Genomic DNA, 22719 nt, shown 5'->3' with positions numbered 1-22719 from the left:
GCCCCGGCGACATTTATCTTGCCAGCGGCAACTGGACGATGAACTTTGCTCCGCGACCGGACTCCGGGTCGGCGGGGCTCACCAGTTCCATCTGCCCCTCGTGCTCCTCGACAATGCTGTAGACCATGGCCAGACCCAGCCCCGTCCCCTCGCCGGGTTCCTTGGTGGTGAAAAACGGCTCCAGGATACGCTCGCGATGGCGCGGCGGGATTCCCGGCCCGTCGTCGGTAACCGATACACAGGCGTAGCCGCGTTCGATATACCCCTGGATGCGAACATTGCCACCATCCGGGCTGGCGTCGCGGGCATTGCTGAGCAGGTTGATAAAGACCTGGATCAGCCGCTGGTTGTCGCCCGGGGCCACCAGGTCTTCCGGTACTGTGTTGGTGAACGTCACCTGGGTCTTGTCCCGCTGTAGTGACAGCAGCTGCACGGCTTCCTGTACGGTGGCATAGAGATCCACCGGGGCGCGCTCACTCTCCTGCTTGCCACTGTGGGAGAAGTTGACCAGGGACTGAACGATCCGGCTGATGCGCTGGGTCTGGCTGAGTATCTGGTCAGCAGTATCCCTGACCTCGTCGTTGTCAGACTCGAACTGCAGGTTCTGCGCCAGGCAGGCGATACCGGTGACGGGGTTACCCACTTCGTGGGCGACGCCTGCTGCCAGGCGACCGACCGAGGCCAGGCGCTCGCTGTGGATCAGCTCCTGTTCCAGAACCTGGGTCTCGGTAATGTCCTCAACCAGCAGCATCTGGGCGTCACTGCGCTCCCGGCGCCCGCGGGGGCTGGCGCTGCTCCGCAGGCGGGTTTTGTGTAGGTTCAGCCAGTGGCTGTTACCGTCAATTTCCACCAGTTGCTTGAACCGGCTGCCCTCGTCGGAGGCGGCAAAGTCGCGCAGCAGGCTGTGCCAGGGCTCCGGCAGGTAGTCCAGTTTGGCGCCCAAAACATCGCCGGCGGCGATCCCGGTGACATCCTGCATGGCGAAGTTCCACAATAGGACTTCCCCGTCACTGCCCAGTGTGCACGCTGCCAGCGGTAGTTCCTCCAGCATCTGCCGGTGATACAGGCGCAGGTTGTTCAGCTCGGCCGCGAGGCCGGTGAGCTGGTTCTTGTACCGACCCAGGCGCGATTCGATCAGGTGAATATCCCTGGTGGCGGGCTGGTCGCTGTTCTTGAACGGAATATGCCGGTCGATGATCTGGCCGGCCAGTACTCGCCCCAGCAGCCCGGACAGGTTGGCCTCGAGCTTGTTGCGCAGCCGGCGCAGGGCATAGGGGCGGCGCTCATCTGCGGGCAGGCGCAACTGTCGCAGGGCCTTGTTGACTTCGTGGTTCGCGGTGGCGGAACCGAGGCTCTCCGCCAGGCGCAGCCGGAAATCGGCGGCGGACTGCACGTCCAGTTCCAGTCTCAGCGCCTGGCTCAGGGTGTCGTCACTGCACAGGTCGGCGGCGTACTGCTCCATGTTGGTTGCGGGAGCGAGCAGCGAGAGTACGACAAACAACAGCACATTGATCGCCAGCGACAGGGTGGTTACCTGGGTCCAGATGGCCATCCCCAGTGGCAGCTGCAGGTCGGTCCCCGGCAGGGTGAATCCATCGATACCGAAGATAGACGGCAGTAGCAGCCCGCCCCCCCAGACCAGCATGCCGGCCAGCATGCCGGCAATAAACCCGCGGCGATTGCCCCGCGGCCAGTGCATTACCGCGAATATGCCGGGCAGGAACTGCAGGGAGGCGATGAAGGCCATCAGGGCCAGGTCTGAGAGGGAGAGCCGGTTATCCAGCAGCAGGTAAAACGCGAAGCCGGCCAGGAACAGTGCGCCTACCAGCGCCCGGCGCAGCCATACCAGCTGGCGGTACATATTGTCCTCGGAATGCCAGCGCGTGCCGGGCAGCAGCCAGTGGTTCATCACCATGGTGGACAGGGCCAGGGTAATCATGATCAGGGCGCCGGTGGCGGCCGAGAGCCCACCGACGAATGCCGCCACCGTCAGGAGGGCCGAGCCGCTGGCCCGGGGCACGGCCAGGGCGAAGTATTGCACCGGCTCGGTGACGTCCAGCGCAAAACCCGCCCACATGATGGGGAAGATCGGCAGGGCCATCAGCAGCAGGAACAGGGGGAATCCCCAGCTGGCGATGCGCAGGGTTTTCTCCGCTGAGCGCTCGGCGATACTCAGGTAGAAGATGTGTGGCATGGCCACCGCGGTGGCAATGAACACCAGCAGCAGGGTGTGGGACGAGCCCTGCTCGATCGGGCTGTAAAGGAGCTGCTGCATGTCGCTGTTTTCCACCAGCCACTGGTCCAAGCCAGCCATGCCGCCGAACACCCCGAACACGGCATACAGGCCCACCGCCAGCAATGCCAGCAGCTTTACCGTTGATTCGACCGCCATTGCCGCCACGAGGCCGGTGCGACGTTCCCGGTTGGCACCATAGAGCGCGGTGAACACCGCCAGCAGCACACAGTAGAAAAAGGCGATCAGGTTCTTGGCGCTGATGCCGGCGCCCGGCAGCGCCAGCGCAGCGACGCTGTCACTGGAGAGTAGCGCAAGGGTTTCGGCCACCGCCTGGATCTGCAGGGCGATCAGCGGAAGAAGGCCCAGCAACATAAAGAGCGTGGCCAGGGTACCGGCGCCGCGACTGTGATAGCGAAATACCAACAGGTCGGCGGGCGAAGTGAGCTGGTAGCGCTGCGCCAGCCGGGCCAGGGGCTCCAGGGCCACTGGCGCAAACAGGAACATAGCGCCAGTCCCCAGGTAGTAGGCGAGTACCCCATAGCCGTGCTGCCAGGCCAGATCCACCACCCCATAGAAGGTCCAGGCGCTCAGTGAGACTCCCAGTGAGAGCACATAGACCAGCGGCCGGCGGACCCAGCGCGTCGGCAGCCAGCCTTTGGAGGTGGCGAAGGCGACAAAAAACAAGGTGGCAATATACGCCACCCCGATCAGCGCGATGTGGACGATTTCAAATGTCATTGGAGCCGCGCCTGAGCTGGATAAACAGGGCCAGCAGGATCAGTACGAACCAGAGGATGAAAGGGCGGTACCATGCCCCTGAAGGGTTGATCATCCAGGTGAACACCGTGGGGGAGAAAACGTAGCCCACCAGTACCAGCAGGATTAGCAGTGTGCGATTACTCATGGTTGCGCCCGGGCAGCGGTGGATCCGGTGGAAGTTGGCGGCAGAATGTTAATTGCCGGTGTCCGTCTGTGCAATCGGCGCCGGTTCCCGGTTGCGCCGGTCCACCTGGTGTCGCTGCCAGCGGGCGGAGGCCCAGTGCAGGATGGCCACAGGCGTTTCAGTCTGCAGGTCCGGGGGCACATGGAAGCCCAGAAACCCAAGGGCCTGGACCAGATTGGCCGATGGGCGACGGTCATCCAGTGCTGGCGCGTGATTCTGTTTGCTGAGTTTCTGCCCACCCGGATTCATGACCAGCGGCAGGTGGCCAAATTGCGGCACAGCCGCGCCCAGTATGCGGAACAGCCGTTGCTGGGCACCGGTGGTTTCCAGCAGGTCGGCGCCGCGCACGATATGGGTGATACCCTGGTCGATATCATCCACTACCACGGCCAGCTGGTAGGCATAGAGTCCGTCGCGGCGGCGCAGGATGGTGTCATCGATAATCGCCTGGTGCTGCACGCCGTGCCAGAGGTCCTCGAACCGTTCCTCCCCGCCCGCGCACTTGAGGCGCACGGCGGCAGGGCCCTGTTCCTCGCGAGAGGCACGGCAGCCAGTATTGTCGTGGCCGCCACGGCGACGGATCTGCGACCTGGAGCAGTGGCAGGCATAGGTGAGTCCCCGGCCGGCCAGTTCCGCCAGTCGCTCGTCATAGCGTGAGTGGCGGCGGCTCTGCCAGGTAACGGTACCGTGCCAGTGCAGGCCGTGGGCATCGAGTGACCTGAGGATCCGGTCGGCGGCACCGGGCTCTTCCCGGGGCGGGTCCAGGTCCTCCATCCGCACCAGCCAGTGTCCGCCATGGGCGATGGCATCCAGGTAGCTGCCCACTGCGGAGACCAGTGATCCCAGGTGCAGTGGTCCCGTGGGTGAGGGCGCGAAACGGCCAATGTGGCGTGTTGGAATCGTCATGGAGAGGATAGGGGGTGCCGGCGCCGGTTGCCGGGAGCGCCGGCGCGGGCAACGGGGCGATCACCGGGATCGCCCTCAGGGGCTGGGCGGCACGCCTCAGCCGGAGATCTGCCGTTCCTTGATTTCCGCCAGGGTCTTGCAATCGACGCAGAGGGTGGCGGTTGGGCGCGCCTCGAGGCGACGGATCCCGATTTCCACGCCACAGGCCTCGCAGAAGCCATAATCGTCCTGGTCAATCAGCTCCAGGGTGGCGTCGATTTTCTTGATCAGCTTGCGCTCGCGGTCGCGGGTACGTAGTTCCAGGCTGAATTCCTCTTCCTGGCTGGCGCGGTCCGCCGGGTCCGGGAAATTGGCTGCCTCGTCCTTCATGTGGGAAACGGTGCGGTCCACTTCCGCCATCAGCTCGGCTTTCCACGCCAGCAGCAAGTTGCGGAAGTGCTCCTGCTGCTTCTCGTTCATGTACTCTTCGCCCTTTTTCTCCTTGTAGGGCTCAAAGCCGTGCAGAGATTCGGTGCTCGCAGCAGTTTTGGGCATAGTCGTTGCCTCTCTTTCTATACGGGCCCCCTGATATGAGGGCTGTACCACCAAATTCAATATGTCCCGTCCCGCGCCTGCAATTCGCGTGAGGCTGGACACTAGCCTAGACCGGATTTCACCGGGTTGATGCATTTTTGACCTTGCTGGCGGTTTGGTAACCATCCGTGGAGGTGCATCGGACCGGTGAGCGGCAGGCTGCTCCTGTCTCGGTGCCATACCCCGGGCGACCGAGAGCGAGGAAACTACCAAATCTCTGCAGTTCGCGCCACAAAATGTTGTCTGGTATTTTGTGGCGCAAGAATTATCCGCAAAGGTCCTGCTGTGAAGTTTAATCCGCCACTGGAACGGGGCACGCTGCTGCGTCGCTACAAGCGTTTTCTCGCCGATATTGAAACAGAGTCTGGTGATTTTTTGACCATTCACTGTCCCAACACCGGCTCAATGAAGAATTGCTGGGTGGAAAACAGCCCCTGCTGGTATTCCGACTCGGGTAATCCCAAGCGCAAGTACCGGCACACCCTTGAGATTACCACCACGCCCGAGCAGGCCCTGGCGGGGGTCAATACCGGACGCGCCAACGGGCTGGTCGAGGAGGCGATTGCCGCCGGGATCGTCACCGAATTGCAGGGCTACCGGGAGGTGCGGCGGGAGGTACGCTATGGCGCGGAGAACAGCCGCATCGATATCCTGCTGTCCGGCGAGCCGGGAGACTGCTATGTCGAGGTAAAAAACGTCACCCTGGCGGAGGGAAACCGCGGGTTTTTCCCTGACGCAGTCAGTGCCAGGGGCACAAAGCACCTGCGGGAGCTGCAGAAGCTGGTTGAGGATGGTACGCGTGCGGTGCTTTTCTACTGCGTCCAGCACTCGGGTATCGAGAGCGTGGCCCCGGCGCGGGCAATAGACCCGGCCTACGCAGAGGCGCTGGACGCGGCGATCACCGCTGGGGTCGAGGTTGTCGCCTATCGCGCATGCCTGGGAGCGGGAGAGATCGCCCTGGCTGAACCGGTTCCCTTTTCGACGGAAAGTTAAAAGGCATGTGAGCCCGGCATTGCCGGGCTGAATTCGCCAGGGTGAGAAGATGGCGACGGGGCCGCGGGATCAGTCCGCCAGGATAACGTACAGCCCCTCAGGGCTGTGCTCTATCGGCACCGGCGTCAGCGCATCCCCGGCGCATGGGCCAGCGATGCATTCGCCTGACTCGATCAGGAACAGAGCGCCGTGGGAGGCGCACTGGATCAGCGCGCCGTCCGGGTCCAGGAACTGGTCCGGTTGCCAGTCCAGATTAATGCCCTGGTGGGGGCAGGTATTTTTGTAGGCGTAGACCTCGCCGTCTTTCATCACCGCAAAGACATTGTCGGTGCCGGCGGCAGTGTCTCCCAGGGAAAAACCCTTCGACTGCCCCTCGCCCAGTTCATCGTAACGACAGAGAAAGTATTTCTTCACAATAACCCGTTCACTGGTTTTATCTAGTAGCCGCTGGTGCCGGCTTATTCAGGCGCCACCAGTGTAATCGAAGTCCGGCGCTCCTGTCCGTCGCGGAGGAAATCCAGGCGCACACGGTCGCCGGCCCGGTGCTTTTCCAGGGCATTCAGCAGGTCATCGTAATTGCGCACCGGCTCGTCACCGATTCCGGTGATGACATCACCCAGCTGCCAGCCGCCGCCCTCGGTGCGGAATACCCCGCGCAGCCCGGCCTGTTCCGCCGGCATCCCGGGCGCGGTACGCAGGACAGCCACGCCCTCGAAACCCAGACGGCTGGCCCACTGGTCCGGGGCCGATTCGATGCCCAGTACCGGCCGCACCAGGCGGCCGTGGGCGATCAGCTCGGGGACGATCTTCTTCACCGTGTCCACCGGGATGGCAAATCCGATTCCCACACTCGTGCCGCTGGGGCTGTAGATGGCGGTATTTACCCCGATCAACTCACCGCGGGAGTTCAGCAGCGGTCCGCCGGAATTCCCCGGGTTGATCGCCGCATCTGTCTGGATCACGTTGCGGATGGTGCGGTCGTTGGCCGCGCGGATCTCGCGGCCCAGTGCGCTGACCACGCCGGTGGTGAGCGTGGTGTCGAGCCCGAAGGGATTGCCGATGGCCAGCACCTTGCGACCCACCGACAGGTGACTGGAAGTACCTGGTACCAGTGGTGCCAGCTGTTCCGGAGGCGCTTTGATCCTGAGTACGGCCAGGTCCTTTTCCGGCGCGGAGCCCACCAGTTCCGCTGGCCATTCGGTGCGGTCCTGCAGGGTGATGGTCACCTTGCGGGCACCTTCGATAACGTGGAAGTTGGTGACAATGTGGCCCTGCAGGTCCCAGATGAACCCGCTGCCCGCTCCTTTGGGCACGGTATGCAGGCGCAGGCTCCAGCGATCCCGCACCAGGGTCTCGTTGGTGACGTAGACCACCGACGGACTGGCGAAATTGAACACCTGCATGGTGTTTTTTTCATCATCGGTGGAGAAGGGCGGCAGGTCAGTCTTCGCCCCTGCGAAGGTGGGCAGGGCGAGCAGGGGAATGGCCAGGAACAGGGCAACCAGTCTTTTCATGGTCAGGCTATCACTGTCAATCTGCTGTGGTTCCGGTCGCCCGGCGACCGGTAGCGGAATACGGCGCATTCGCGGGAAAGACCGCCCCTGCGCCGCGGCGGCTGTTACCAGGGCGGCATAGTGCCGCCCGGATTGTTACCGATTTTGCAGGGCGAGGATTCGATCCTCAAGCGGCGGGTGGCTGGCCATCAGGGCGCCCATATTGCCGTAGATGCCAAAAGCCTTCATGTTGCTGGGCAGCGGTTGCTCTCGCCCTGACTCTGACTCGGACTTGATGCGCATCAGGGCGGCAGCCATGGACTCGCGCGTGGTCAGGTTGGCACCGGCGGCATCGGCGCGGTATTCGCGGCGGCGGCTGAACCAGGCCACCACCATCATGGCGAGGAACCCGAACAGGATATCCATGATGATGGATGTCACGAAGTAACCAATACCCAGGCCCTGCTCGTTTTTCAGCACTACACGGTCGACAAAGAAGCCCACCAGGCGGGCGAAGAACATCACGAAGGTATTCACCACACCCTGGATCAGGGCCAGGGTCACCATGTCACCGTTGGCGACATGGCCGATTTCATGCCCGATGACAGCCCGGGCCTCGTCACGGCTGAAACGCTGCATAAGCCCCGCGCTGACCGCCACCAGCGCGCTGTTACGGTTCCAGCCGGTGGCGAATGCGTTGGCCTGCTGCATGGGGAAGATGCCCACATCGGGCATGCCGATACCGGCCTTCCCGGACAGCTCCCGCACGGTTTCCACCAGCCACTGCTCGTCTGCCGTCTGTGGCTGGGTAATGACCTGGGTCCGGGTGCTCATCCGCGCGATGGTCTTGGACAGCAGCAGGGACACCAGGGCGCCGCCGAAACCGAATACGGCGCACAGGGTGAGGAGGCCGGACAGGTTCAGGTCGACGCCGTTGGCGGCGAGAATGCCCTGGAAGCCAAACAGGTTGAAAATGATCCCGGCCAGAATCAGCACGGCCAGGTTAGTCAGTAAAAACAAACCAATGCGTAACATCGGCTCACGCTCCAGTAGTAATCCTTGGGAACAGTGTAGATTGGGGCGCTGCACGTGATTGCAAGATTCACCCGTGCCGGAGCGTGCCCACCGCCCGGTTTAAAGCACCGGGGGTCAGTTCTGGCCCTGCGCGGAGAGGGCGCGATCCGCCTCTTCGGCCAGGCGCCGTTTCAGGTCGGGATCCAGGTCGTTCCAGTGCACGTCCAGCAGTGCTCCCTGCAGTGCATAGAGGAGTACGCGGGAGGCATTGATGCCGCGGCCGCGAATACTGGTAAATGCCTCCACTGGGCCGACCCGGCGCAGGTCATCACAGGTGCGGATACCGATGGAATGAAGGATGTTGACTGACGCGAGTCCGAGGTTCTTGAGTTTGAGGAGCTCTGACTGACTCGGGTGCATGTTGATCTTCCCTAGTAGATGCGCCACTTTAATTGCGGTGCCCGGACTGCTGCACCGGTAAAGCACGGATTGGCTCATTCCTTGAACCGGGTTACGCAAAATAGCATAAGTGGATAAACAGCCGAAAGTTAATCAGTAAAAGGAGTAAGCAACTTTTTTCAATTACGTGTCATTTTTGAAACACGTAACTTGTCCTCTGGACCTCTACTGACTTTTGATACAGTTGACCGCTGGAAATGTAGTAAATTTAGCTGGATTTCAGCGGGATTCAGGCCATAAACGCGGAGCAGGTGATGTTAGATGCCGCGATTGAGCGGATGTTGTTCGGGCTGTCCGACGAACATGTCATTCTTGAACCGGTCTCAGGGCAGCTGCTGCACCCTGAGGCCCTGGTGGCGTTCGATCGCCTGCGTGAAGATGCCCGTGCGGCGGGCTTTGAACCGCGGGTGGTATCCGGATTCCGCGATTTCGAGCGCCAGCGCACCATCTGGAACGGCAAGGCCGGTGGCCTGCGCCCCCTGCTCGACAGTCGGGGGGAGCCGCTGGACGCGGCCGCGCTCTCGCCGCGGGAGCGGGTTTACGCCATCCTGCGCTGGTCGGCGCTACCGGGAGCCTCGCGGCACCACTGGGGCACCGACTTTGATGTGATTGATGCCGCGGCGGTGCCGGACGACTACCGCCCGCAGCTCACACCCGACGAGGTGGATGACCGGGGCGTTTTCGGGCCCTTCCACCGGTGGCTGGATGAGCGCATCGCGGAGGGGGAAGCCCACGGCCTGTTCCGGCCCTATGCCGAGGATCGTGGGGGGATTGCCCCGGAGCGGTGGCACCTCAGTTACGCGCCCAGGTCCCGCGAACTGGATGACCTGCTGACACCGGATGCCCTGCGACGCCTGTGGGAACAAAATGAGCTTGAGCTTGAGCTGTGCGACACTGTTTGCGCGGAGCTCGATGAGATTTACCGACGGTTTATCCGTGTACCGCCGGACTGCTATCCGGACGCCGGGTGAGAGAAATATGGGAGAGGGCAACGTTATCAAGGGAACAGGTAGGCAGGATGAGGAGGCGCGTGACGTCTGGGGCCATATGCGGGCTGAGGCGCAGGAGCTGGCAGCGGGAGAGCCGGTACTGGCGAGTTATTTCCACAATACCGTATTGCGACACAAGTCGCTGGATGACGCCCTGGCCTACCAGCTCGCCTCAGTGCTCGACCATAACGCTCTGACCGCCACGGCGCTGCAGGAGGTGATCGCCAGCGCCCTGGCGAACGACAAACAGATATCCCGCGCCATGCAGGAGGATATCTGTGCCTGGTACGACCGTGATCCGGCCTGCGAGCACTACCTCACGCCCTTCCTCTATTTCAAGGGGTTCCATGCCCTGCAATCGCACCGGGTGTCGCACTGGCTCTGGCAGCAGGACCGCCGCACGCTGGCGCTCTATTTCCAGAGCCGGGTATCGGAACAGTTCGCGGTAGATATCCATCCGGCGGCGCAGTTTGGCCGCGGCATCATGATCGACCATGCCACCGGGCTGGTGGTGGGGGAGACCTCGGTAGTCGGGGATGATGTATCCATCCTCCACTCGGTGACCCTGGGCGGGAGCGGCAGTGGTGGCGGTGATCGCCACCCCAAGATCGGCCGCGGGGTCATGATCGGTGCCGGCGCCAAGGTGCTGGGCCCGGTGCATGTCGGGGAGGGGGTAAAAATTGCCGCCGGGAGCCTGGTCCTGGCCGATGTGCCGGCCCACTCCACAGTGGCGGGCGTGCCAGCGCGCCAGGTGGGGGGCAGGTCTGCTGCCGATCCGGCCTACACCATGGACCAGACGCTGGATTCTGACGACTGAGCACCAGAATACTGCGCCCGGGCCGGGATAATAGCGACAAGAACAAGCAACACTGCACCATAGGGGATTAGCAAGCCATGTCAGAATCTCGCTACAGTTTGATATTCCGCGGCGACCTGGTGCCCGGTTTTACCGCCGCCGACGTCAGGGCCAACCTGGCGCGCCTGTTCAAGGCGGGACCGGAAACCGTGGAGAAGCTGTTCAGCGGCCGACCGCTGGCGATCAAGAAGAACCTGTCCGAGACCCAGGCCCGGCAGATGCTGGCGGCGCTGGAGAAGGCCGGTGCACAAGCCTCGCTGAAGGCCGAGGGCCAGCCGGAAGCTGCCAGCGCCACGTCCCGTGTGGCCCCGGGTGCCGGCGCGGCACAAGAACCGCAGCCCCGGTCCGCTGCGCCGTCCGCGCGACAGGGGAGTCTCAGTATCGCGCCGATGGAGGGCAACCTGGTACGGGACAGCGAGCGCCAGCGCAGCGAAGAAGTCGCCGTCGAAACCGGGCACCTGAGCCTCAAACCCCAGCAGGGCAACCTGGTAGAAGAGGGCGAGCACCGGCGCGCGCCCGCCACGCGAGTCAGCGTGCCGGACTGGCAGCTGAAATAGAACTGTTCCGCGGGTGCCCCCAGTAACGAAAAAACCGGCCGATTGGCCGGTTTTTTTTATACCTGGGCGGAGTGGCGTGTTCAGCCTTCCTCTTTCAGGTAGCGCTCGCGGGAGGACATGACCTCGGCGCGGGCGGCGTCGGCGTTGTCCCAACCGTCTACCTTCACCCACTTGCCGGCTTCCAGCGCCTTGTAGTTCTCGAAGTAGTGCTCGATCTGCTTAAGCAGCAGTTCCGGCAGGTCGCCGATTTCCTGTACGTGATCGTACAGCTTGGTCAGCTTGGTGTGTGGCACCGCCAGCAGCTTGGCGTCGACGCCGGACTCGTCGGTCATCTTCAGCACGCCAATCACGCGGGAGCGGATCACGGAACCCACCATTACCGGGTAGGGTGCCACAACCAGCACGTCCAGGGGATCGCCGTCCTCGGACAGGGTCTGCGGCACGTAGCCGTAGTTGGCCGGGTAGAACATCGGGGTGGCTACGAAACGGTCCACGAACACCGCGTCTGCATCCTTGTCCACTTCGTACTTGATCGGGTCGTGGTTGGCCGGGATCTCGATGATGACGTTGATATCGTTGGGCAGGTCCTTACCTGCGGAAACCTTGTCGAAGCTCATTGCTGTTCCTGATTAAAAAGTGGACGAAAAATTGGGAGGGCGGATTATAAACCCTGCGCGGCATCGCTGAAAGCGCCACGGCGCCACCGGGACGTACCTGGCCCGGCAGTCACAGGACGGCTCCGCATTGACTATGCTGTTAGCGAGATACCCGCTGGTGGATAACAACAATAGCGAGGCCCCCGATGCTCGACCCGAGCCAGACCCCCGGATTTTCGCCGCGAGAAGTACGGACTGCCGCCCAGGCCCGGAAAATTGTCGAAGAGCGCCAGCTGACCCACGTCAAGGTGGGGTTGTTCGACAACGACGGGGTGATGCGCGGCAAGTATATGAGTCGCGACAAATTTTTCTCCGCCCTGGAACACGGCTTCGCCTTCTGCGACGTGGTGCTGGGCTGGGACGTCAAGGACCAGCTGTACGACAACGCCAGTTATACCGGCTGGCATACGGGCTACCCGGATGCCCCGGTGCGTATCCTCCCGCACACCTGCAGGGAGATTCCTTTCGAGGACGGTATGCTGCTGTTCCTGGCGGAGTTCGACCGGCAGGCAGAGGCCGTCTGTCCCCGGGGCATTCTGCGCCGGGTGGTGGAGCGTTGTCGCGAGGCGGGTTTTGAACCGTTCGGGGCGCTGGAGTACGAATTTTTCCTGTTCGACGAGACTCCGAATTCAGCCCGCGAGAAGGGCTTCCGCAACCTGAAGCCGTTTACCCCGGACTGGTTTGGCTATTCGGTCATCCGCAACTCAGTCCATTCGGAACTGCACCGGCAGATACTGGAGCTGGGCGAGCGAATGGATTTCCCCATCGAGGGCCTGCACACCGAGACCGGGCCGGGGGTGCTGGAGGCGGCGATCGCCGTGGATGAGGTGGAGGCTGCCGGGGACAAGGCGGCACTGTTCAAGACCTTCCTCAAAGTGCTGGCCCAGCGCAACAGCCTGATGGCGACATTTATGGCCCGCTGGTCCGGTGACTACCCCGGCCAGAGCGGGCACATCCACCTGTCGTTACGGGAGCGGGACACGGGCAAGTCGGCTTTTTTTGACCCGGAGAAGCCACAGGGCATGAGCATCGTGCAGCGGCAGTTCCTCGCCGGGCAGCAGCGGCTGATGCCGGAGCTGCTCGCCCTGATGGCCCCCACGGTCAACAGCTACCGCCGGCTGGTGCCCGGCTTCTGGGCGCCCACCGGCGCCACCTGGGGCGTGGAAAATCGCACTGCCGCCCTGCGTGTGATACCCGGCAGTGACAAGTCCCAGCGGCAGGAATACCGCCTCGGTGCCGCCGATGCCAATCCCTACCTGGCACTGGCGGCGGCGCTGGGGTCCGGGTTGTACGGCATCCTGCAGGGCTGGGAGCCCGGTGACCCCGTGGCCGGTAACGCCTACGCGCTCGAACAGCCGGACGAACTGGCGCTGCCGCGTACCCTGTGGGAATCCGCGCAGCGGCTGCGAGCGTCCGCCGCCGCCCGGGAGTTGTTCGGCAACAGCTTTGTGGACCATTTCGCCGCCAGCCGTGAGTGGGAGGAGCGGGAGTACCGGCGCCACGTGACTGACTGGGAGCTGGAGCGCTACTTCGAAATTATCTGAACCGGGCCGGGCACTGAAGCCGTTGCCGACCGTCCCTGAGAGTGATCGGACCCTGGAATCCATGCAAAAACTGCAATGTATATCCCCTGTCGATAATGCCGTTTATGTCGAGCGCCCACTGGCGGCGGCGCAGGAAATCGGCGCGGCGCTGGAGCTGGCCAGCGGGGCGCAACCGGCCTGGGCCCGCACGCCGCTGGCCGAGCGGGTGGCCATTGTGCGCCAGGCGGTAATGTTGACGGAGGATCGCCGGGAGCAACTTGGGGAGGAGCTGTGCTGGATGATGGGGCGGCCCATCCGCTTTGCCAGTGGCGAACTCCTCGGCTTTGCAGAGCGGGCCAACTACATGGCGGGAATCGCGGAACTTGGGCTGGCTGAAATCCGCCTGCCGGAGAAGCCCGGATTCACGCGGCTGATCCGGCGCGAACCCCTGGGCATCTCGCTGGTGGTGGCGCCCTGGAACTATCCCTACCTGACAGCGGTGAATGCGGTGGTGCCGGCGCTGCTGGCCGGTAACGCGGTACTTCTCAAGCACTCCGCGCAAACGCCGCTGTGCGCAGAGCATATGGTGGAAGTGTTTGCTGAAGCGGGATTGCCACAGGGGGTATTCCAGTACCTCCACCTGTCCCACGCCGATACCGAGAGCCTGGTGCGCGCCCCGGAAGTGGACCATGTAGCCTTTACCGGTTCGGTAGCCGGTGGCCGGGTGGTAGAGCATGCTGCTGCAGGTCGCTTTATCCAGCTCGGCCTGGAACTGGGCGGCAAGGACCCGGCCTATGTCCGCGCCGATGCAGACCTGGACCACGCTGTAGCGGCCGCCGTAGACGGTGCTTTTTTCAATTCGGGCCAGTCCTGTTGTGGCATCGAGCGCATTTACGTTCACGAGTCCCTGCACGACGCCTTTGTCGAACGTGCCGTGGCCACAGTGCGTGCCTACCGGCTGGGCCGGCCCGATGATCCCGAAACCACCCTGGGCCCGCTGGTGCGTGCCGAGGCAGCGGACTTTGTCCGCGCCCAGGTGGATGAAGCCATCGCCGGTGGCGCCACCGCCCATGTCAATCCCGCTTCCTTTGCCGAGGACCGGCGCGGCACCGCATACCTGGCGCCGCAGCTGCTCACCGGGGTCGACCACGGGATGCGTGTCATGCGCGAGGAATCCTTCGGCCCGGTCGTGGGGGTGATGCCGGTACGGGACGACGCCGAGGCGCTGGCATTGATGAACGACAGTGATTTTGGGCTCACCGCCGCGATATTCACCACGGACGAACAGGCGGCGCTGGCGCTGGGAGAGCGGCTGGAGTGCGGAACGGTGTTCATGAACCGCTGCGACTATCTCGACCCGGCACTGGCGTGGACCGGCGTCAAGAACTCCGGTCGCGGCTGCACCCTGTCCGGTATCGGCTATGAGCACCTGACCCGTCCCAAATCCTTCCACCTGAAGCGACAGCCCTGAGCACCGAGGTGTCCCATGACAACCCCCCCTCTCTCCGTCGACTGGAACTACCCCACCGCCATGCGTGTCGGCCCCGGGCGCGTGGTGGAATTGCCCGGTGCCTGCCTCGAGCTGGGTATCCATTCCCCCATGATGGTCACGGACCCGGGACTGGCGGACCTGCCCATGGTGGAGAGCGCGCTGCGAATCTGTCGCAACGAAGGCCTCAATGTCGCAGTGTTTGCCGATGTGAAAAGCAACCCCAACGGCGCAAACGTGGACAGCGGTGTGGCAGCTTTGCGCGCCGGCTGGCACGACGGGGTGATAGCGTTCGGTGGCGGTTCGGCCATGGACGCGGCCAAGGCTATCGCACTGATGGCGGGGCAGCGGCGGCCACTGTGGGATTTCGAGGACGTCGGCGATAATTTTCGCCGCGTGGACGAGGCCGGCATGGTGCCGGTGGTTGCCGTGCCCACCACTGCCGGCACCGGTTCGGAAGTGGGGCGCTCATCCGTAATCACCGATGAGGTGGCCCGGGTTAAGCGCATCATTTTCCATCCGAAGATGCTGCCGGCAACCGTAATCCTGGACCCGGAACTGACAGTCGGGCTGCCCCACAGTATTACCGCCGCCACTGGCATGGATGCGCTCTCGCACAACCTGGAGGCTTTCTGTGCCCGGGGTTATCACCCCATGGCGGAGGGCATCGCACTGGAGGGGATGCGGCTGGTCCAGGAGTACCTGCCCCGTGCGGTGGCGGATGGGCGTGATCTCGAGGCCCGCCAGCAGATGCTGGTGGCATCCAGCATGGGAGCCACGGCCTTCCAGCGGGGACTGGGGGCCATGCATGCGCTGTCCCATCCACTGGGGGCGCTTTACGATGCCCACCACGGTCTACTGAATGCGGTCCTGATGCCCTATGTGCTCCAGGCGAATCGCGCCGCGCTGGAGGAGCGCATGATCCGCCTGGCCCGCTACCTCGACTTGCCCCAGCCAGGCTTTGCCGGGGTGCTCAACTGGATACTGGCCCTGCGCGCTGAAATCGGTATCCCTCACAGCCTGGAGGAAATCGGGATTGGTAGCGAGCAGGCGGAGCAGGTGGGCCAGATGGCAGTGGCCGATGCGGCATCGGCCGGGAACCCGGTGGCGCTCGATGCGGCAGGTTACAGTGCAATATTGGGACAGGCCTTGCGGGGCCTGGTCTGAGCAATAGTGGCATCGGAATCCGGGGTCTGCTTTTATGCGTATCCCCTCAACAGAGTTTACGAAGAAGGAAAAGTGAAAATGCGCTGGTTAATGGTTGTGCTACTGCTTGTGACCGCGGCTGCCCCGCTTGCCCAGGACGACACCAAGAGTATCCGCACCGCGGTCTTCGCCGGCGGCTGCTTCTGGTGTATGGAGCCTCCATACGACAAGCTCGAGGGTGTGCTGGAGACCACCTCCGGCTATAGCGGCGGCAAGGTGGAAAACCCAACCTATGAGCAGGTATCCAGCGGTCGCACCGGCCACGCCGAGGTGGTGCAGGTGAAATATGATGCGAGCAAGGTCAGCTATCCACAGTTGCTGGCAGTATTCTGGCGCAACGTGGACCCCTTTGATGCCGGTGGCCAGTTCTGTGATCGCGGCAACCAGTACCGCAGTGCCATTTTCTATGCCAACGAGCGCGAGAAACGCCAGGCGGAGGAAAGCAAGCAGGCTCTGGAGGAAAAACTCGGCAAGAAAATTGTTACGGAGATCGTTCCTGCGGCCACCTTCTACCCGGCCGAGGAGTATCACCAGAACTATTACCAGCGCAACCCGGTGCGCTACAAGTTTTATCGCTACCGCTGTGGACGTGACCAGCGGCTGGAAGAGGTGTGGGAAGCGTCCTGACCGTTAACCTGGATTTGTTGATGGAGAGCCCGCAATACCGCGGGCTTTTTCACATTGTCAGTCACCGGTCACGCATATCGTGGGAATTGCTCCGCACGGTAACCTCCTGTACCGCAATTCTTCATCTTATTCTCATCTGTTGTTATAAATCTGCTGCCATCCTGTCGCGTTTCCGGAAACGGTCGTTCCGGAAATCCATTCTTTCAGGGAAGCGATCAATTGCATGCTCGAAGCTGAAGGTGAGGGTGGCAACCCCGATCCAGCGAGCCCAGCTTCCACTGTACGAGAACGACAGGGATAACCTTAATGAAACAGTTCAAACGGGCATGGCTGCCCACTTTACTTCTCGCCAGTACCCTTCCCGGTGTGGCTTCCGCGGACCTGCTGATTTCCGAATATATCGAGGGCAGCAGTGACAACAAGGCACTGGAAATCTTCAATGGCACCGGTTCACCGGTGGATCTGGCGGACTATGCGGTGAAGGTCTACTTCAACGGTTCCGCCCTCCCGGGCGCCAGTGTGCCGCTGGCCGGCACCCTCGCCGACGGGGAGGTGTTCGTGTTTGCCCATCGCGATGCGGATGCGGCCATACTGGCGCAGGCGGACCATACCTACGGCGGTGGCCTGTTCAATGGCGACGACGCCGTGGTGCTGAGCCGGCTGGGACAACCGGTGGACGTGATCGGCCAGGTTGGTGTGGACCCTGGCAGCCAGTGGGGTGACAGCGCGGTGGGTACCCAGAACCAGACACTGCGACGCAACGAAGGGGTGGCCAGCGGCCGCAGCGACGGCGACACCGCTTTTGACCCGGCCCTCGAGTGGTCCAGCGCCGGGCTGGACAGCTTTGGTGGTCTCGGTGGGCACGGGGGGTCAGGCGGGGGAGGCATTGCATTGGGCCAGTGCGGCGAGTCCGCCACCCTGATCAGCGCCGTGCAGGGTACCGGTGCCTCCAGCCCGCTCGTCGGCGAGCGCATCGAGGTAGAGGCTGTAGTGGTTGGGGAGTTCCAGAATACCGCGACTGCACTGGGTGGCTTTTTCCTGCAGGAAGAGGACGCTGACCAGGACGGACTCGATACCAGTTCTGAAGGCCTGTTCGTTTATGACAACGGGGTTGGTACCGATGTGCGACTGGGTGACCTGGTACGGGTCGGTGGCGTGATTACCGAGTATTACGGCTTTACCGAGCTGACCGGAATCGACGGTGTGAAAGTCTGTAGCAGCGGCCACAGTGTCACCGCTGCACAGCCGGTATTGCCGTTCGCCAGCGGCGATGCGCCCGAGCGCTTCGAGGGCATGCTGGTGGAGTTTCCGCAGGACCTGACCGTCACCGGCAATTACGACCTGGCCCGTTACGGTGAAGTGGAGCTTTCCTCCGGCCGCCTGTTTATTCCCACCAATGTCGTCGAGCCCGGTTCGGCCGCCCTTGCCCGGCAGGCCGCCAATGACCTGAACCGTATCCTGCTGGATGACGGTTCCACGGTGCGGAATCCCGCAGTGATTCCCTATCCGGCGCCGCAGCTGGGCGCGGACAACAGCCTTCGCGCCGGCACAATGGTGAGCGGCCTGCGTGGGGTGATCGGCTACGGTTTCGATGCCTATCGTGTCCACCCGGTAGAGGCGCCACGGTTCAGTGACACCAATGCGCGAAGCCCGGCGCCTGAGCTGCCGGGGGAGGGCAGTCTGCGGGTGGCCAGCTTCAATGTGCTGAATTACTTCAATGGCGACGGCAAGGGTGGTGGCTTTCCCACCGACCGCGGTGCCGATACCCTCGAAGAGTTCCAGCGGCAGCGCGAAAAAATCATTGCCGCGATCCACGCCATGGATGCGGACATCATCGGCCTGATGGAAATCGAGAACGATGGCTACGGGCCCGGGAGCGCCATCCATGACCTGGTCGACGGGCTGAATGCTGCCACTGGTGCGGACACTTATGCATTTGTCGACCCGGCCACGGCGCAGCTGGGAGGCGACCAGATTGCGGTGGGCATCGTCTACCGCAGTAACCGGGTCCACCCCCTGGGCCCGGCCGTTACCCTGGACAGCTACCCGTTCGATGACAGCAACCGGCAGCCGCTTCTGCAGGCATTTCAGGAGCTATCCAGCGGCGGAACCCTCGCCGTAGCCGTCAACCACTTCAAGTCCAAGGGCAGTTGCCCCAACGACGGCAGCCTCAATGATGACCAGGGGGATGGCCAGGGCTGCTGGAACCTGGTCCGCACCCAGGCTGCCGATGCACTGGCAAGCTGGCTTGCCGCAGATCCCTCGGGCACGGGCACGGAAGGCGTGCTGGTCATTGGTGACCTGAACAGCTACGCCAGGGAGAACCCCATCACCACCCTGGAAGATGCGGGCTATACCGATCTGTTGGCCGGTTCTGGTGGCGGCGAGGCCTATTCCTATGTCTTCGCCGGCCAGGCGGGTTACCTGGATCACGCCCTTGCCAACGCCGCCCTGGCGTCATCGGTTACCGCGGCCACCATATGGCCTGTCAATGCCGACGAACCGCGGGCGCTGGACTACAACACCGAGCATAAAAGTGCGGAGCAGATAAACACTTTCTATCGCGCCGACCCCTACCGCGCCTCCGACCACGACCCGGTAATCGTGGAACTGGACCTGCCCCGCGCCAACAGCGCGCCGCAGGCCGATTTCGCATTCGATACCAGCAAGCGCCATGTCCAGTTCACAGACCGCAGCACAGACGTGGATGGTGAAATCGTCCGCTGGCAGTGGATGTTCGGCGACGGTGCAAGCAGCAGCGAGCAGAACCCCAGGCACCGCTACACGGTACCTGGGGAATACACCGTAACCCTGCTGGTGGAAGATAATCTCGGTGCCAGCACAACCATTGTCCGTAAGGTAGATGCGCCGGATGGCAAAGACACGCAACCGCTGGCCTTCCGGTTACACCGGTTCCTGAGCTGGGTGTGGGTCAGCGCCCGGACTAAGGGGGCGCATGGGCGGGGCTACAGGTGGAATTTCGGTGACGGCACTGTAAAGCAAGGCACCGGCGGCTGGCATCGCTATGGCCAGGGCGGCAGCTACCGGATTACCCTGGTCGCCACCGACGACACCGGCCGCGAGTTCTCGGCCAGCCGGCCGGTCACCATTCCCCATATGGGGTGGTAGCCAGTATTCCATTGCATCTCAGAGAGAACAGAATAACAAAGGGGCCCTCCGGGGTCCTTTTTATTGCCCGGCAATGGAGCACCTGGGTTTGTGGGTTTTTTTTGCAGTGGGTCAGATAAGGGTGTAATCGCGTGTAATCGCTCAGGAGAGCGATAAAAGTGACTGTCGGACTGACTTATGGCTAGATATGGACACCAATGGTTAGATATAGACACGCATGCCCAGATATAGGCATATGGGCAGGTATGATCACGCCATTGAATAAACTGTTAGGTAGCCTATGAGAGTATTGCTCGCGTTCATATCAGCAGCAGCATTTCCAGCTTTGCTGATGGTCGTATGTTATCTGTACGGTCAATTTCAAATATTTGAGGCCGATGATCCATATATATGGGTTCGCACAAAAAATTTCGCTGTGATTTGCTTTTTTGTGTCCGGTGGATTTGTGTTGTTGCTTGGTTTGCCTGCCTATTTTGTATTGCGCAAGTTTCGGTTGGTTCGCTGGTGGTCGACTTTGGGTGCTGGTTTTTGTTTGGCCGCAATGCCAATGGCAGTCTTGACTTGGCCTCTAAAGTATTCAGAGCTTAAAACAAGCGCGTCTGTAAATGGCGTGCAAACAATGATGGATGGTGTACCCACGCTAGCTGGCTGGCTTCAGTTCACGCAGGGTGTTCTTTTTCTCGGGGTGTGCGGCCTTGTGGGCGCTTTAGCGTTCTGGCTAGCCGCCCCTAACAAGTTTAGGTAAGGGACGCAGTAAACTGCTGATCTGTGGGCGTCATGCGTAAAAAAGTAACTCAGAGTAGATCAGAAGTTGATGTTTTCGACGACGAGGAATTCATAAAATTACAAAAACCGGAGTGAGAAAAATGGAAAGTGAAAACAGCTCGGTTGACAGAAGGGTTATTTTGTCCACTTTGTGGGTGTTTTATATTTTAAATATTATTTATGCTGATGTATTAAACCTGATGGGAGGCGAAGCGAGCACAGGCGGCGAAGACGCGGAGTTGATTAACAGTTTAACTTCTCCTGAAATGCTGCTTGGTGCTGCCATTTTCCTTGAATTGGCGATGGTTATGGTGATTCTTTCGCGCGTTTTAAAACATGGAATAAATCGTTGGGCAAATGTTGTAATAGCTACATTACATGCCCTTGGCTTACTGGCATCGGTCTTAGTTGGAGATCCAGCGATATTCTATATATTTTTCGTGTTAGTTGAAGTTACAACTCTTTTGTTTATCGTGTGGTATGCATGGAGCTGGAAGCGGGTTGGCTATACCTCACCTATTTGCGCATAACAAGGACAAGCAGGTCGTGGCCTTTGGCCACGGGACTCGCTACGCTCGCCACTGTTCTGAGTGTTAGGTGCAAGACTTACCCACATTTAGTAGACACCCTGTATAGTGAGGCTTCGGCCTGGCAAAGTTGCGGCCCATAGCGTCCTAATGGCCGTTATGGCTGTAACCTGACCGATTTGAGTAGTGTGTGACAGTTCTGCCAGAGTCCTGCCAGCACATTTGCCATTTATAAATTTGGGAGCTGTATGAACAAGAAATATCTCGGTGTCGTACTGATGGTCGTAGGTGTCGCGGCGGTCATATGGGGGTACAACATTTACGATTCGGCCAGTTCCGAGCTTACCCGGGCGATCACCGGCGATTCTCCCGCGGAAGCCTGGGTGGGTATGGTCGGCGGTGCTATCTGTTTTGCCATCGGTTTCCTGAGGGTGAAGTGAGGCCTTGGTGGCTGTCTGCCGGATGGCCACGTCTTTCTTTTTCCTGCTTCCCTCTGCCGATGCCCTCGGCGCGGGGCTGGCTGCGTCACCTGCTGAACTGGCCTGTTACTCCTGGGGTGCGGGTAGGGCTGGCCTTACCTGAGCCGGAGTTGCTACATGGCCAGAGGGCTGGGGATCGCAGGCTGCTGGCATAGCGGTCGCTGGTTCTGTTCCTGACGCGTGTGCAGCGCCCGGGGCACTGGCTTTGAGCCGGGGCTGCCGGGGGCGTTATTCTGTGCGACTACCGTTATCCTTTCGTTTATCAGGAGTCTCCGTGCAAGCCTATTCCCTGCTCGACCTGTCCCCGATCACCACAGGCGGCGACGCCGGCCGGGCGCTGCGCAATTCCCGCGACCTGGCGCGACACGCGGAGGCGTGGGGCTACCGGCGTTTCTGGATGGCCGAGCACCACAATATGCCCGGGGTGGCCAGTGCGGCCACCGCGGTGGCACTGGGTTATGTGGCGGCGGGCACAGAGAAGATCCGCGTGGCCGCCGGCGGGGTGATGCTGCCCAACCACGCGCCGCTGGTGATCGCCGAGCAATTCGGTACCCTGGCTGCCCTCTACCCTGAGCGGGTGGAGCTGGGGCTGGGGCGGGCGCCGGGAACCGACGGCGCCACCATGATGGCGCTACGGCGCGACCCGAGCACTGCCGCTGACCATTTTCCCGAGGACGTGCAGGAGCTGCTGCACTATTTCGAACCGGAGCAGCCGGGGCAGAAGGTACGGGCCGTACCCGGGGCCGGGCTGCGGGTGCCGGTCTGGCTGCTGGGTTCCAGCCTGTACAGCGCGCAGCTGGCGGCGGCGCTGGGTTTGCCGTTTGCCTTCGCCTCCCATTTCGCCCCGGCCATGCTGGACCGGGCGCTGCACCTGTACCGGGAGCAGTTCGAGCCGTCGGCGTACCTGGATGCCCCCTACGCCGCGGCGGCCGTTAACGTGTTCGTGGCGGATTCCCGGGCGCAGGCGCGCCGGCTGATGACGTCGGTTGAGCAACAGTTTATTGCCCTGCGCCGTGGCACGCCGGGGCCACTGCAGCCGCCGGTGGAAGACCCGGAATCCATCGCCCCGGCGGCGGAGCGGCGCCAGGTGGCGCAGGCACTGGCGGAGACCGCGGTGGGGAGCCGGGAAGGCGTGGCCGCCTTTATCGACCGCTTCCTCGAGCGTACAGGGGTGGATGAGCTGATCGTCACCGGGGCCATGTACGACCATGAGGCGAGGTTGGAGTCTTTCCGTATTGCCGGGGAGCTGCTGGCGGAGCGGGTGCGCCCGCCGGCATAGGAAGACCCCAAAACGGAAAA

22 protein-coding genes are annotated in these 22719 nt (G+C 62.2%); 13 read left to right on the top strand and 9 right to left on the bottom strand.

The annotated features are described in order from the left end of the window. Positions 1-13 precede the first annotated feature (13 nt). From LVD11_RS01345 to dksA, 4 genes are all read right to left on the bottom strand, one after another. On the bottom strand, positions 14-2974 hold the full coding sequence (locus LVD11_RS01345; RefSeq protein ID WP_237055192.1) for an ATP-binding protein: 2961 nt from the start codon (positions 2972-2974) through the stop codon (positions 14-16). After that, entirely contained in the window at positions 2964-3140 is a 177-nt protein-coding gene (locus LVD11_RS01340; RefSeq protein ID WP_233006105.1) for a hypothetical protein, read from the bottom strand. Before LVD11_RS01340 ends, LVD11_RS01345 begins: the two co-directional genes overlap by 11 nt. 48 nt (positions 3141-3188) lie before the next feature. Beyond that, positions 3189-4085 (bottom strand): tRNA glutamyl-Q(34) synthetase GluQRS, encoded by an 897-nt coding sequence (gluQRS, locus tag LVD11_RS01335; RefSeq protein ID WP_237055181.1) that lies wholly within the window; start codon positions 4083-4085, stop codon positions 3189-3191. A 96-nt stretch (positions 4086-4181) separates the two neighbouring features. Further along, the gene (gene dksA, locus LVD11_RS01330; RefSeq protein ID WP_091509647.1) at positions 4182-4619 is read right to left on the bottom strand and encodes an RNA polymerase-binding protein DksA; all 438 of its coding nucleotides are present in this window, start codon (positions 4617-4619) and stop codon (positions 4182-4184) included. A 324-nt stretch (positions 4620-4943) separates the two neighbouring features. Between dksA and sfsA the strand changes: the two genes are divergently transcribed. Continuing rightward, positions 4944-5651, top strand: a complete 708-nt coding sequence (gene sfsA / locus LVD11_RS01325; protein ID WP_237055179.1) for a DNA/RNA nuclease SfsA — start codon at positions 4944-4946, stop codon at positions 5649-5651. Between the two features lie 69 nt (positions 5652-5720). Here the strand turns inward: sfsA and LVD11_RS01320 are convergent, their stop codons facing one another. The 4 genes from LVD11_RS01320 to LVD11_RS01305 all read right to left on the bottom strand — a co-directional run bounded on the left by LVD11_RS01320 (position 5721) and on the right by LVD11_RS01305 (position 8578). After that, positions 5721-6065 (bottom strand): Rieske (2Fe-2S) protein, encoded by a 345-nt coding sequence (locus LVD11_RS01320; protein WP_237055177.1) that lies wholly within the window; start codon positions 6063-6065, stop codon positions 5721-5723. Between the two features lie 44 nt (positions 6066-6109). Beyond that, the gene (locus LVD11_RS01315; RefSeq protein ID WP_237055175.1) at positions 6110-7165 is read right to left on the bottom strand and encodes a S1C family serine protease; all 1056 of its coding nucleotides are present in this window, start codon (positions 7163-7165) and stop codon (positions 6110-6112) included. 135 nt (positions 7166-7300) lie between these two features. Beyond that, on the bottom strand, positions 7301-8179 hold the full coding sequence (htpX, locus tag LVD11_RS01310; protein ID WP_237055172.1) for a protease HtpX: 879 nt from the start codon (positions 8177-8179) through the stop codon (positions 7301-7303). Between the two features lie 114 nt (positions 8180-8293). Next, positions 8294-8578, bottom strand: a complete 285-nt coding sequence (locus tag LVD11_RS01305) for a TfoX/Sxy family protein (RefSeq protein WP_237055170.1) — start codon at positions 8576-8578, stop codon at positions 8294-8296. Positions 8579-8871: 293 nt separating this feature from the next. Between LVD11_RS01305 and LVD11_RS01300 the strand changes: the two genes are divergently transcribed. The 3 genes from LVD11_RS01300 to LVD11_RS01290 all read left to right on the top strand — a co-directional run bounded on the left by LVD11_RS01300 (position 8872) and on the right by LVD11_RS01290 (position 11019). After that, complete coding sequence (locus LVD11_RS01300; RefSeq protein ID WP_237055168.1) at positions 8872-9588, top strand: M15 family metallopeptidase; 717 nt, start codon at positions 8872-8874, stop codon at positions 9586-9588. Continuing rightward, a complete protein-coding gene (cysE, locus tag LVD11_RS01295) occupies positions 9530-10423 on the top strand; it encodes a serine O-acetyltransferase (protein WP_439651253.1) in 894 nt (297 codons plus the stop codon). The genes LVD11_RS01300 and cysE overlap by 59 nt, the downstream gene beginning before the upstream one ends. Positions 10424-10500: 77 nt before the next feature. Then, positions 10501-11019 (top strand): hypothetical protein, encoded by a 519-nt coding sequence (locus LVD11_RS01290; RefSeq protein WP_237055166.1) that lies wholly within the window; start codon positions 10501-10503, stop codon positions 11017-11019. An 80-nt stretch (positions 11020-11099) separates the two neighbouring features. Here the strand turns inward: LVD11_RS01290 and ppa are convergent, their stop codons facing one another. Beyond that, positions 11100-11636 (bottom strand): inorganic diphosphatase, encoded by a 537-nt coding sequence (gene ppa / locus LVD11_RS01285; protein WP_233006094.1) that lies wholly within the window; start codon positions 11634-11636, stop codon positions 11100-11102. Positions 11637-11821: 185 nt separating this feature from the next. Between ppa and LVD11_RS01280 the strand changes: the two genes are divergently transcribed. From LVD11_RS01280 to LVD11_RS01240, 9 genes are all read left to right on the top strand, one after another. Continuing rightward, a complete protein-coding gene (locus tag LVD11_RS01280) occupies positions 11822-13219 on the top strand; it encodes a glutamine synthetase family protein (protein WP_237055163.1) in 1398 nt (465 codons plus the stop codon). 61 nt (positions 13220-13280) lie between these two features. Further along, positions 13281-14669 (top strand): aldehyde dehydrogenase family protein, encoded by a 1389-nt coding sequence (locus LVD11_RS01275; RefSeq protein ID WP_237055161.1) that lies wholly within the window; start codon positions 13281-13283, stop codon positions 14667-14669. A 15-nt stretch (positions 14670-14684) separates the two neighbouring features. Then, positions 14685-15854: an iron-containing alcohol dehydrogenase gene (locus LVD11_RS01270; protein WP_237055159.1), complete on the top strand. Its 1170-nt coding sequence runs from the start codon at positions 14685-14687 to the stop codon at positions 15852-15854. Between the two features lie 78 nt (positions 15855-15932). Next, the gene (gene msrA / locus LVD11_RS01265; protein ID WP_237055157.1) at positions 15933-16520 is read left to right on the top strand and encodes a peptide-methionine (S)-S-oxide reductase MsrA; all 588 of its coding nucleotides are present in this window, start codon (positions 15933-15935) and stop codon (positions 16518-16520) included. Positions 16521-16826: 306 nt separating this feature from the next. Beyond that, the gene (locus LVD11_RS01260; RefSeq protein WP_237055155.1) at positions 16827-19649 is read left to right on the top strand and encodes an ExeM/NucH family extracellular endonuclease; all 2823 of its coding nucleotides are present in this window, start codon (positions 16827-16829) and stop codon (positions 19647-19649) included. Between the two features lie 280 nt (positions 19650-19929). Further along, on the top strand, positions 19930-20394 hold the full coding sequence (locus LVD11_RS01255) for a hypothetical protein (RefSeq protein WP_237055153.1): 465 nt from the start codon (positions 19930-19932) through the stop codon (positions 20392-20394). Between the two features lie 121 nt (positions 20395-20515). After that, positions 20516-20944 (top strand): DUF6326 family protein, encoded by a 429-nt coding sequence (locus LVD11_RS01250; RefSeq protein ID WP_237055150.1) that lies wholly within the window; start codon positions 20516-20518, stop codon positions 20942-20944. A gap of 245 nt (positions 20945-21189) precedes the next feature. Further along, complete coding sequence (locus LVD11_RS01245; protein ID WP_237055148.1) at positions 21190-21381, top strand: DUF3185 family protein; 192 nt, start codon at positions 21190-21192, stop codon at positions 21379-21381. A gap of 313 nt (positions 21382-21694) precedes the next feature. Further along, positions 21695-22699, top strand: coding sequence for an LLM class flavin-dependent oxidoreductase (locus LVD11_RS01240; protein ID WP_369413299.1), 1005 nt, complete (start codon positions 21695-21697; stop codon positions 22697-22699). Positions 22700-22719: the final 20 nt, after the last annotated feature.

This window comes from Microbulbifer sediminum, assembly GCF_021729035.1.
In the GTDB taxonomy this organism is placed as follows: Bacteria; Pseudomonadota; Gammaproteobacteria; order Pseudomonadales; family Cellvibrionaceae; genus Microbulbifer; species Microbulbifer sediminum.
The sequence above is the reverse complement of the archived record's forward strand: the minus strand, read 5'-3'. Positions and strand labels throughout refer to the sequence as shown.

Excerpts from the sequence above, each read along its gene's own strand:
- LVD11_RS01345 (WP_237055192.1), bottom strand. The coding sequence starts at position 2,974 with ATGACATTTGAAATCGTCCACATCGCGCTGATCGGGGTGGCGTATATT.
- LVD11_RS01340 (WP_233006105.1), bottom strand. The coding sequence starts at position 3,140 with ATGAGTAATCGCACACTGCTAATCCTGCTGGTACTGGTGGGCTACGTT.
- gluQRS (WP_237055181.1), bottom strand. The coding sequence starts at position 4,085 with ATGACGATTCCAACACGCCACATTGGCCGTTTCGCGCCCTCACCCACG.
- dksA (WP_091509647.1), bottom strand. The coding sequence starts at position 4,619 with ATGCCCAAAACTGCTGCGAGCACCGAATCTCTGCACGGCTTTGAGCCC.
- LVD11_RS01315 (WP_237055175.1), bottom strand. The coding sequence starts at position 7,165 with ATGAAAAGACTGGTTGCCCTGTTCCTGGCCATTCCCCTGCTCGCCCTG.
- htpX (WP_237055172.1), bottom strand. The coding sequence starts at position 8,179 with ATGTTACGCATTGGTTTGTTTTTACTGACTAACCTGGCCGTGCTGATT.
- LVD11_RS01305 (WP_237055170.1), bottom strand. The coding sequence starts at position 8,578 with ATGCACCCGAGTCAGTCAGAGCTCCTCAAACTCAAGAACCTCGGACTC.
- LVD11_RS01300 (WP_237055168.1), top strand. The coding sequence starts at position 8,872 with ATGTTAGATGCCGCGATTGAGCGGATGTTGTTCGGGCTGTCCGACGAA.
- cysE (WP_439651253.1), top strand. The coding sequence starts at position 9,530 with ATGAGATTTACCGACGGTTTATCCGTGTACCGCCGGACTGCTATCCGG.
- LVD11_RS01290 (WP_237055166.1), top strand. The coding sequence starts at position 10,501 with ATGTCAGAATCTCGCTACAGTTTGATATTCCGCGGCGACCTGGTGCCC.
- ppa (WP_233006094.1), bottom strand. The coding sequence starts at position 11,636 with ATGAGCTTCGACAAGGTTTCCGCAGGTAAGGACCTGCCCAACGATATC.
- LVD11_RS01280 (WP_237055163.1), top strand. The coding sequence starts at position 11,822 with ATGCTCGACCCGAGCCAGACCCCCGGATTTTCGCCGCGAGAAGTACGG.
- LVD11_RS01275 (WP_237055161.1), top strand. The coding sequence starts at position 13,281 with ATGCAAAAACTGCAATGTATATCCCCTGTCGATAATGCCGTTTATGTC.
- LVD11_RS01270 (WP_237055159.1), top strand. The coding sequence starts at position 14,685 with ATGACAACCCCCCCTCTCTCCGTCGACTGGAACTACCCCACCGCCATG.
- msrA (WP_237055157.1), top strand. The coding sequence starts at position 15,933 with ATGCGCTGGTTAATGGTTGTGCTACTGCTTGTGACCGCGGCTGCCCCG.
- LVD11_RS01260 (WP_237055155.1), top strand. The coding sequence starts at position 16,827 with ATGAAACAGTTCAAACGGGCATGGCTGCCCACTTTACTTCTCGCCAGT.
- LVD11_RS01255 (WP_237055153.1), top strand. The coding sequence starts at position 19,930 with ATGAGAGTATTGCTCGCGTTCATATCAGCAGCAGCATTTCCAGCTTTG.
- LVD11_RS01250 (WP_237055150.1), top strand. The coding sequence starts at position 20,516 with ATGGAAAGTGAAAACAGCTCGGTTGACAGAAGGGTTATTTTGTCCACT.
- LVD11_RS01245 (WP_237055148.1), top strand. The coding sequence starts at position 21,190 with ATGAACAAGAAATATCTCGGTGTCGTACTGATGGTCGTAGGTGTCGCG.